Raw genomic sequence first — 7,642 nt, 5'->3', positions numbered from 1 at the left:
ACGCCGACCGGACACACATTTTGCTACTTAACCCGGAAATTTTAAGCCCCGGGCGCTTGCTTGAGCAGAGGCGACACCGGGGCGTACGAGAAAGAGATTACACTTAAAGGGCGCTACGTCCAAGCATAGGTGCTGGATTTGTGCGCACATTCATAAAAGGTCAAGGGGGTTGACACTTTGGGGTCCTTAGATGGGGTTGAAGGTCCTGCTTCCGAGTTTTTCTTCTCAAAGCTCGTCAGTGACTCGCGCTTTGCGCCGTATCTGCAGGAAGCAAACAACGATGTGCAGAAAGCCAGAGAGCTTTATCTTTGGGCTGGGGAGGTTGCCTCTGCAGGTCTGGAGTTACTTGCCCATTTTGAAGTTGGGCTGAGAAACGTCATCGATAAGGCTCTCAGGGAGCATTTCGAACACGATGCTGGCTCAGTGCCGTGGATATTCTCTCGAAATCCTTTAATTGGAGAAGGAGTCCGGGAAAGGGTTGAAGACACAAGGGAGGGATTAAGTCCCCACCACCGAGATTCGCGGGAGCAGATAACCGCGAACTTGCATTTCGGATTTTGGACTCGAATGCTCGGAAAAGGCAACGACGAGCTCTGGCGCCTCTGTTTGCAACGCGCGTTCCCTTATGCCCGAAGTCGTAGCGAAGTTGGCGCCGCAGTGGAAGGGATTAGGAACTTTCGTAATCGCGTGGCTCACCACGATTCGATTCTTGATACCGATGTCCCGTTTGAATGCGATCGAATATTTGCGGTGGCGAACTATGTTGATCCTGCGTTCGAGCATTTTCTTAAGGCAGTAGACCGCGTTGAGTCCCTGTACAACCGGCGCCCGACCGAACCAGCAGATACTTTGTTAGTTCCTGGAAAGAAGGAATGGGAGCTTTATAAAAAGACGTCTGTGTATGTCTGTAAATCAGGACGAACGTTTCGTCCTGTGCGTCATCTTGCGTTTTATGTTGACAGAAAGATTCAAACTGAGATTCCTGCGGTCAAGTATCGGCAGGACAATATCACCTGGAATTTGAACGAGGCGCGGCTCTTAAGGAAAGAGGCAAAAGACCGCAACAGGCCTGAACTGCGGAAAATCGCGCAAGCCATTGAAGAGCTATCTCAAAATGGATGGTGTGATGGCAGTGGGGTTGAAGGTCGGTATCAAGCGTTTGTGTTGACCTCAAAGGACGAAACGCAACCACTTGGAGCGCATCGGACTTTGCCAAGTGAAATTGAAAATACTGCGTCCGGTAAAGGCAGTGGTTGGGTGACTAAGCAGCGCTATTTGTACTTAGAGCGACTTATGCAGCAAGGTGCGGCCTACCTGGCGTAGATCCTGCGACAAGGTGAAAAAGAACCGCGCGGTAGTATTCCCCGCATGGAATCCACCAGCACACCCGCGCAGCGCTGGGGCTTCTTTGCTGTTGTATCACTCGGCCTGCTCATGATCGGGCTGGATAATTCAATTTTGTACACGGCGTTGCCCGCGCTTGAACGTAGTCTCGGCGCAGGTCCCAGTGAGGGCCTGTGGATCATTAACGCCTACCCGCTTGCACTTGCGGGCCTTCTGCTTGGCACAGGCACGCTGGGGGACCGGGTGGGCCACCGCAAGATGTTCCTGATCGGTCTCGGGATTTTCGGTGTGGCGTCGCTGGGTGCGGCGTTCGCGCCGGGCACGGCTGAGATGATCGCGGCGCGCGCCATGTTGGGTGTTGGTGCGGCTGTGATGATGCCGGCGACGTTGGCGTTGATCCGTCTGACGTTTTCCGACGAGCGCGAGCGCAACCTTGCCATCGGTATTTGGGGCGCGGTTGCCGTGGTTGGCGGCGCGCTCGGACCGGTGGTTGGTGGTCTGCTTCTGGAGTTCTTCTGGGTCGGTTCGGTGTTCCTCATCAACGTGCCGATTGTGTTGCTTGCGCTCGTGCTTACGGTGTGGCTGGCGCCGCCGAATCTGCCGAATCCGAACAAGGCGTGGGACGTCATATCTTCGCTGTATTCGCTGGTTGCGCTGTCGGGCCTGACGATGGCGATCAAGCAGGCTGCGAACACCCAAAGCGTCGCGCTGCTGGTCGGCTCGATCGTGGCGTGCGTGTTGGGCTCGTGGCTGTTTGTGCGGCGTCAGGCGCGCCTCGATGACCCGCTGCTCACCTTCGACATCTTCCGGTCCCGCATGTTCACCGGCGGCGTTGTTGCCGCGGCGGGTGGCATGTTCATCATGGCGGGCGCGGAATTGATGACGACGCAGAAGCTGCAGCTTGTCGACGAATTTACGCCCCTGAAGGCCGGCACCACCGTCGTCGCCATGGCCGTGGCCGCCATTCCCGCGTCGACGCTCGGTGGCGCGTTTTTGCACAAGGTTGGCTTCATGCCGTTGATCGCTGGTGGTTTCGCGTTATCGGTGGTGGGGGCTGGTCTGCTGGTGGTGGGCGCGTCGTCGCATAGCGTGCTGTTCGAGGTTGTGTCGCTTGCGGTGTTGGGCTTTGCGGTGGGCTCGGTGATGAGTGTGTCGTCGATTGCGATCATTGGCGCGGCTCCGATGAACCGTTCCGGCATGGCGGCGGGTGTGGAGGAGGTCTCCTACGAGTTCGGCACCCTGACCACCGTCGCGCTGACCGGTTCGCTGCTCCAGCGGGGTCTGGATGGTGGCGCGACGTACACCGAGTCGTACGAGAATGTGCTGTTCGTGCTGGCCGTATCTGCGGTTGTGTTCGCGGCGGCCACGTGGTGGTGCTTCCGCGACAACCCGAAGTCGGGGTCGGTCAATGCCTGATATGAATCCGCGGGCGTGGCACCGCAAAGCCTCCAAGCCGGTGAGCATTTGGATGGGCGTGTTCATCATCGTGGGGCTTGTCCACCCGTTCATCCCTGAGGGATCGTGGCTGCTCATCCACATTTTTACGCTGGGCATTCTGACAAACTCGATCCTGTTGTGGTCGCAGACGCTCACTGAGCGCTTCCTGGGGCGCAAGCTTGACGACGCCACCCGCCCCGCCCAACTCACCCGCACCTATCTGCTCAACGCCGGCATCGTCGCAACGCTGATTGGCCAGATGCTGCTGTGGTACTGGCTGACCTGGGTCGGCGCGCTGGTCGTCGGCATTGTGGTGGCGTGGCATGCGGTGGTGTTGGCGGGGCAGGTGAGGGCGTCGCAACGAAGCAATGCGAGTGTGTACGGCTTCGTGGCCTCGGCGTGCTGTCTGCCGGTCGGTGCGCTGTTCGGCGCGGCGCTGTCGGCCGGACTGCCTGGTCAGTGGCACGGTGCGGTGCGCCAGGCGCACATGTTCATCAACGTTGGCGGCTTCGTCGGCTTTGCAGCCATGGGCGCGCTGAGCGTGCTGTTTCCCGCGATGTGGCGCACGCGCGCCGTGGGGAGGGTCGGTGTGGCACTGGTGCTCGCTGGCGCTGGCGTCACCGTGGCGGTCGCGGGTGCGCTGCTGCGGATGTCCGTGGTTACCGGCATCGGCACCATGGTGATCGTTGCGGGCTGGGCGTGGCTCTACCAGGGCTTTGTGGTTAACGCGCTGACGGTGCTTCGCGATCCCCGAGGTCGCATCACCTACCCAGCGCTATCGGCCCTGTTCGCGGTTGCGTGGCTGATTGGCGGGCTGACCTGGTACGCAGTGCGCCTGTTCGGCGGATCTGCCGACATTCCAACGTTGCCGCTGCTGCTCGGGTTTGCAGCACAACTGCTCATCGGCGCGATGAGCTACCTCATGCCAACCATGATGGGCGGCGGTCCAGCAGCGGTAAAGTCCGGACTGCGGGAACTCAACCGTGGTGCCTACCTGCGCGTCGGCCTATTCAACGTGGCCCTTTTGGCATGGCTGGCGGTGAACAACTCCTACGCCCGGATTGTCCTGTCCTTCCTCGTGTTTGGCGTGCTTGTGGCGTTTATCCCGCTGCTGACCCGCGCGGTAAAGGCGCAGGTTGCGCTGATTAAGGCGTCACGTCGACCCTAAAGAGCATTCCCATCGTCTTGTGTCCCGCGATGGTGCACCAGCCGAGTGTGTCAACGTTGAACTCTCCGTAGTAGGAGGTAGCGCTCTCGCCAGGGCTGAGCCGGCCTGAGTAGCCCTCGCCGACCTTCAGGTCGTGCTCTTTCTCGCCGGAGTTGGTCAGGTTGACCACGAGTTTCGTGCCGCGGGGCACCTCCACCCGGTCGGGGATGAACCGCATCCGCTCAATATCAACGTCAACGTGGACGACGTCGTCGCCGGTGGGGATCTCACCTTGCGCAGGTGCGAGCAATGTCGCTGCCGTTGCGGTACCAGCGACGAGCGCAGTCACTGCGGACCAGGCGGCGAAGTGCGTTGTGCGTGCCACGGATCGGCTCCTTTGGTGTTCGTTGATGACGTTGAGATTGTATAATCCGAGAAAAACCAAGTTGGACTACAACTCAGCAACACATATAATTTTGGCGGACTTGATACACCCCTCAGGAGAACGCGCATGGAACGTAGGTATGCTCCGCGGCCAGCTGGTGAGCTGATAACCGCCGTCCACCGCCTGAGCGCGAAACAAGTCGAGGTTTTCCAAGAGGTGCAGTCCCACGCCGAAGGCATCCAGGTTGCTGAAATTGGCGAAGCACTGGGCATGCATCCCAACACTGTGCGCGGGCACCTCGACGAGCTCATGGCCGCCGGGGTGATCAGTCGCAGGGTTGCCACTGGTTCTGGCAGGGGGCGCCCGTCGCATATTTACACCGCACGCGTTGCGCCTACGAGCCGGGCATCGGGTGCGATTGTGTCGCTCGTGGAGGTGCTGGCCAGCCAACTGTCTGCCGACGACACCGATGCCGCCAAGGCACTTGGCCGCGAGTGGGCAGACCGTGTGAACGAAGGTCGCGACAACGGCGCAGATGAGGTGGACCTGGCCACGGCTGAACGACAAATCGCGGAACTGCTGCGCGAGCTGGGCTTTGACCCGCTGCAGCGTCCAGATGCGACCACCCGGAAAGTGCGCGAACTTAGCCTCAATGCCTGCCCGTTTGTCACCGAGAGCAACAAACGTCCGGCTCCGGTAATTTGTGCGCTGCACGAGGGGTTTCTGGACGGGAGGCTTGGCGGCGTCAAGGTGCAACTGCGCCCCCACGACAGGCCGGGGGAGTGCGGTGCCCGGCTGACCAAGCGTGCTTAGGACACGAGCCAGTCATTCGGACTGAACAGCTCGTAGAAGACGTTCGCTGGCGCCTTGTCTTCCGGGAGGGCGGCAAGGTCGTCGCGTAGCGACTGCAAGAAGCCGGTCCCGCCACAGAGGTAGACGTCGGCGCCTGCGACATCGATGTTGTGGATGTCGATGCGCTCACCGCTGTCGCGGAAGAACGGGTGGATCGAGCCGTCGTTGAGCGCGGCCACCAGGTCGCGGCTTTCCTGCGCTTGCGCCCAAGTGGCTTCCGACGAGTCTGAGTGCACGTAGGTCACCCGACGCGGATCGTCGTGCTTGACCAGGTGCGTGAGGATACCAGTCAGCGGCGTCGAACCAATGCCGGAGGAGATGAGCACAATCGGGTTCTCGCCCGGGCGCAGCACGAGATCGCCGGCGGCGAGAGTGGCATCGACGGTGTCGCCGACTGCGACGCGCTCCTGCAGGTACGACGACACTTCGCCGTCTTTCTGCACCGCGATGCGGTAGTGCGATGCGTCGCCATCGATGATCGAGTACTGACGCAGCTGGCGGGCGCCGTCGTCGAGCTTCACGCCGATCGACGTGTACTGCCCAGGCTTCGGCGCGGAGAAATCCCCCTCAACGGTGAACGCAGTGACCGTTTCGCTCAGGGCCTCCTTGGCGGTCACCGTGCCGCGGCGGAACACATCGCCATCCGCCACACCGTCAGAGGCGTAGAGCTCCTTTTCGTGCTTGATCAGTACGTCCGCCATCAGCCAGTAGACCGCGTCCCAGGCCTCGGCCACCTCGGGTGTGACGGCCTCACCGAGCGTTTCGGCGATCGCGGCCATCAAGTTGTCGTGCACGATCTGGTACTGGTCCTCCGTGATGCCGAGGGAGACGTGCTTGTGCGCGATGCGGTCGAGCATCATCACGGGGTCGGGCTGGGAGTCGTCGACAAGATGCGCCGCGAACTTCACCACCGACGCGGCCAGCGCCTTCTGCTGTGCGTTCTGCTTCTGGTTGCCGCGGTTGAACAGGTCGGAGATGAGCTCCGGGTGCGCCGCGAACATCTTGGAGTAGAAGGTGGTCGCGATGGTCTGCATGTTGTCGGCGACCGGTGCGAGCGTGGCCTTCACAGTCTCAGCGTGCGCATCCGAGAGATACTTGCGTTTCGAGTCGGGGAACGTGTCAACGTACATCAGGGCCTCCTTGAAGTCGCGGATCGAATAAACACGATTATAGCCGTTTTAAAACAGGTCGCGTGTTGCGGAGTCGATGTCTTGGATGAGGAAACAGTTTGAATACGGCAGGTCCTCCGCCTCCCCGAACGTGTCTAAAAAGTCCACAGCGAAGTGGTTCAACAGCGGAGCCTGGTTCTGTTGTTGCCGCCCGCGTAGCACCACCCGGGCAAATCCGATGTCTTGCTCCCTAAACGACTCGAATAGCGCGTCTTTCAACGCGTCCGCCTCCGGTGTGTTGCTGGTGGGGAAACAGACACGAAAGTCACGCGGGATCCAGTGGTAGATGGCATTTGCGTACTCGAAAATCAGGTCGGGATCGGTGGTGGACGTGAGTTCGTCGTAAAGCAAACGCGCGGGTGCCGCGGAAGGGTTACGGGCCACAACGTGATGTAGCGATTCGCCGACCGCAGCAACGAGCGGGCCCGCAGCGGGGGATTCGACCAGTAGGCCCGTACACTCCTGGGCGCGGGCGCACGACAAGTAGTACTCGACCGCGCTCGTGCCGCAGCCCACCAGGCTGTCCAGGTAGTCGTCGATGCCGACGCGCACATCGCGCAGGATCTCGTGTGGCAGCTCCGTGCCGTCGTCGTCCACGTCCACCCGCAGAGATACTCTTCCGAGGGGAAATGCGCGGTCGATAAAGACCAGTGGGACGGTCTCCTCCGGGACCATGTCCAGTGAAAACACCTGGCGTCCTTCGCGGACGAATTCGTCTGCGGTGAGTGAGCCGATACGCACGCTAAACGTGTCGGGGTCGGGCAGGCGCATGATGTCGAAGTCGGCGGGGGACTGGGTGTCGTCGACAATGGCGTACTCGGTCACTCCTGGGATCGGCCGCGTCAACGGCTGAGGCATCACCGCGCGGAGCTCGTCCCAGGCGCCGTCCATCGCGTCTTCGATATCGAACTCACCCGCAAGCTGCGTTGCGTACCGGGCGAGAGAGTGGGCGTAGACAAACCGGGGTTCGACCCGTTCCAACTGCTCCATCGCCTGCCGCAGCGCGTCGAGGTAGAAAAACTGATCGGAGACGTGCATGTCGGCTGCGTCTCCCGCCAGGTCAAAGCACTGCCGCGCATACGCGAGCGTGGCGTAGTCCATGGGAGTTTTAAAACCACGGGTCGGGCGTGGTTTCCAGACCGCGAAGAAGTCGTCCATAAAAGCCTGCACGTTGTGCAGATCGCGGTCGTTCAGATCGCCCCAGATCTTCCACGTAACTTCAAGGCCGTGTGGGCGGGCGGTGCCACTGTAATCGCTCATGAGGTGAATCTAACCACCGCGCACGACACGAGGCGAACAGGTGTTCGA

7 protein-coding genes are annotated in these 7,642 nt (G+C 60.7%); 4 read left to right on the top strand and 3 right to left on the bottom strand.

Annotation, left to right across the window (positions count from 1 at the left end):
• Window positions 1–177 precede the first annotated feature (177 nt).
• From HMPREF2690_RS01890 to HMPREF2690_RS01880, 3 genes are read left to right on the top strand one after another with little or no spacing between them, the layout of a single operon-like run.
• Complete coding sequence (locus HMPREF2690_RS01890; protein ID WP_083319421.1) at window positions 178–1,323, top strand: hypothetical protein; 1,146 nt, start codon at window positions 178–180, stop codon at window positions 1,321–1,323.
• Between the two features lie 45 nt (window positions 1,324–1,368).
• A complete protein-coding gene (locus HMPREF2690_RS01885; RefSeq protein ID WP_070421960.1) occupies window positions 1,369–2,760 on the top strand; it encodes an MFS transporter in 1,392 nt (463 codons plus the stop codon).
• Window positions 2,753–3,949: a hypothetical protein gene (locus HMPREF2690_RS01880; protein ID WP_070820021.1), complete on the top strand. Its 1,197-nt coding sequence runs from the start codon at window positions 2,753–2,755 to the stop codon at window positions 3,947–3,949. The genes HMPREF2690_RS01885 and HMPREF2690_RS01880 overlap by 8 nt, the downstream gene beginning before the upstream one ends.
• On the opposite strand, the gene HMPREF2690_RS01875 is transcribed toward HMPREF2690_RS01880, so the two are convergent.
• Window positions 3,927–4,313, bottom strand: coding sequence for a cupredoxin domain-containing protein (locus HMPREF2690_RS01875; protein ID WP_070421962.1), 387 nt, complete (start codon window positions 4,311–4,313; stop codon window positions 3,927–3,929). The genes HMPREF2690_RS01880 and HMPREF2690_RS01875 overlap by 23 nt on opposite strands.
• A 126-nt stretch (window positions 4,314–4,439) precedes the next feature.
• Between HMPREF2690_RS01875 and HMPREF2690_RS01870 the strand changes: the two genes are divergently transcribed.
• Complete coding sequence (locus HMPREF2690_RS01870; RefSeq protein ID WP_070421963.1) at window positions 4,440–5,126, top strand: helix-turn-helix transcriptional regulator; 687 nt, start codon at window positions 4,440–4,442, stop codon at window positions 5,124–5,126.
• Here the strand turns inward: HMPREF2690_RS01870 and HMPREF2690_RS01865 are convergent.
• The gene (locus HMPREF2690_RS01865) at window positions 5,123–6,295 is read right to left on the bottom strand and encodes a globin domain-containing protein (protein WP_070421964.1); all 1,173 of its coding nucleotides are present in this window, start codon (window positions 6,293–6,295) and stop codon (window positions 5,123–5,125) included. The genes HMPREF2690_RS01870 and HMPREF2690_RS01865 overlap by 4 nt on opposite strands.
• Before the next feature lie 48 nt (window positions 6,296–6,343).
• A complete protein-coding gene (locus tag HMPREF2690_RS01860) occupies window positions 6,344–7,594 on the bottom strand; it encodes a hypothetical protein (protein WP_070421965.1) in 1,251 nt (416 codons plus the stop codon).
• Window positions 7,595–7,642 lie beyond the last annotated feature (48 nt).

Origin of the sequence: Corynebacterium sp. HMSC034E11, from assembly GCF_001835905.1 — a bacterium.
GTDB lineage: Bacteria > Actinomycetota > Actinomycetes > Mycobacteriales > Mycobacteriaceae > Corynebacterium > Corynebacterium coyleae.
This window is presented reverse-complemented; position numbering and strand designations above follow the sequence as displayed.

What these genes read in the sequence shown, in the direction of transcription:
- HMPREF2690_RS01885 (WP_070421960.1), top strand. Translation starts at nt 1,369, where the DNA reads ATGGAATCCACCAGCACACCCGCGCAGCGCTGGGGCTTCTTTGCTGTT.
- HMPREF2690_RS01880 (WP_070820021.1), top strand. Translation starts at nt 2,753, where the DNA reads ATGCCTGATATGAATCCGCGGGCGTGGCACCGCAAAGCCTCCAAGCCG.
- HMPREF2690_RS01870 (WP_070421963.1), top strand. Translation starts at nt 4,440, where the DNA reads ATGGAACGTAGGTATGCTCCGCGGCCAGCTGGTGAGCTGATAACCGCC.
- HMPREF2690_RS01865 (WP_070421964.1), bottom strand. Translation starts at nt 6,295, where the DNA reads ATGTACGTTGACACGTTCCCCGACTCGAAACGCAAGTATCTCTCGGAT.
- HMPREF2690_RS01860 (WP_070421965.1), bottom strand. Translation starts at nt 7,594, where the DNA reads ATGAGCGATTACAGTGGCACCGCCCGCCCACACGGCCTTGAAGTTACG.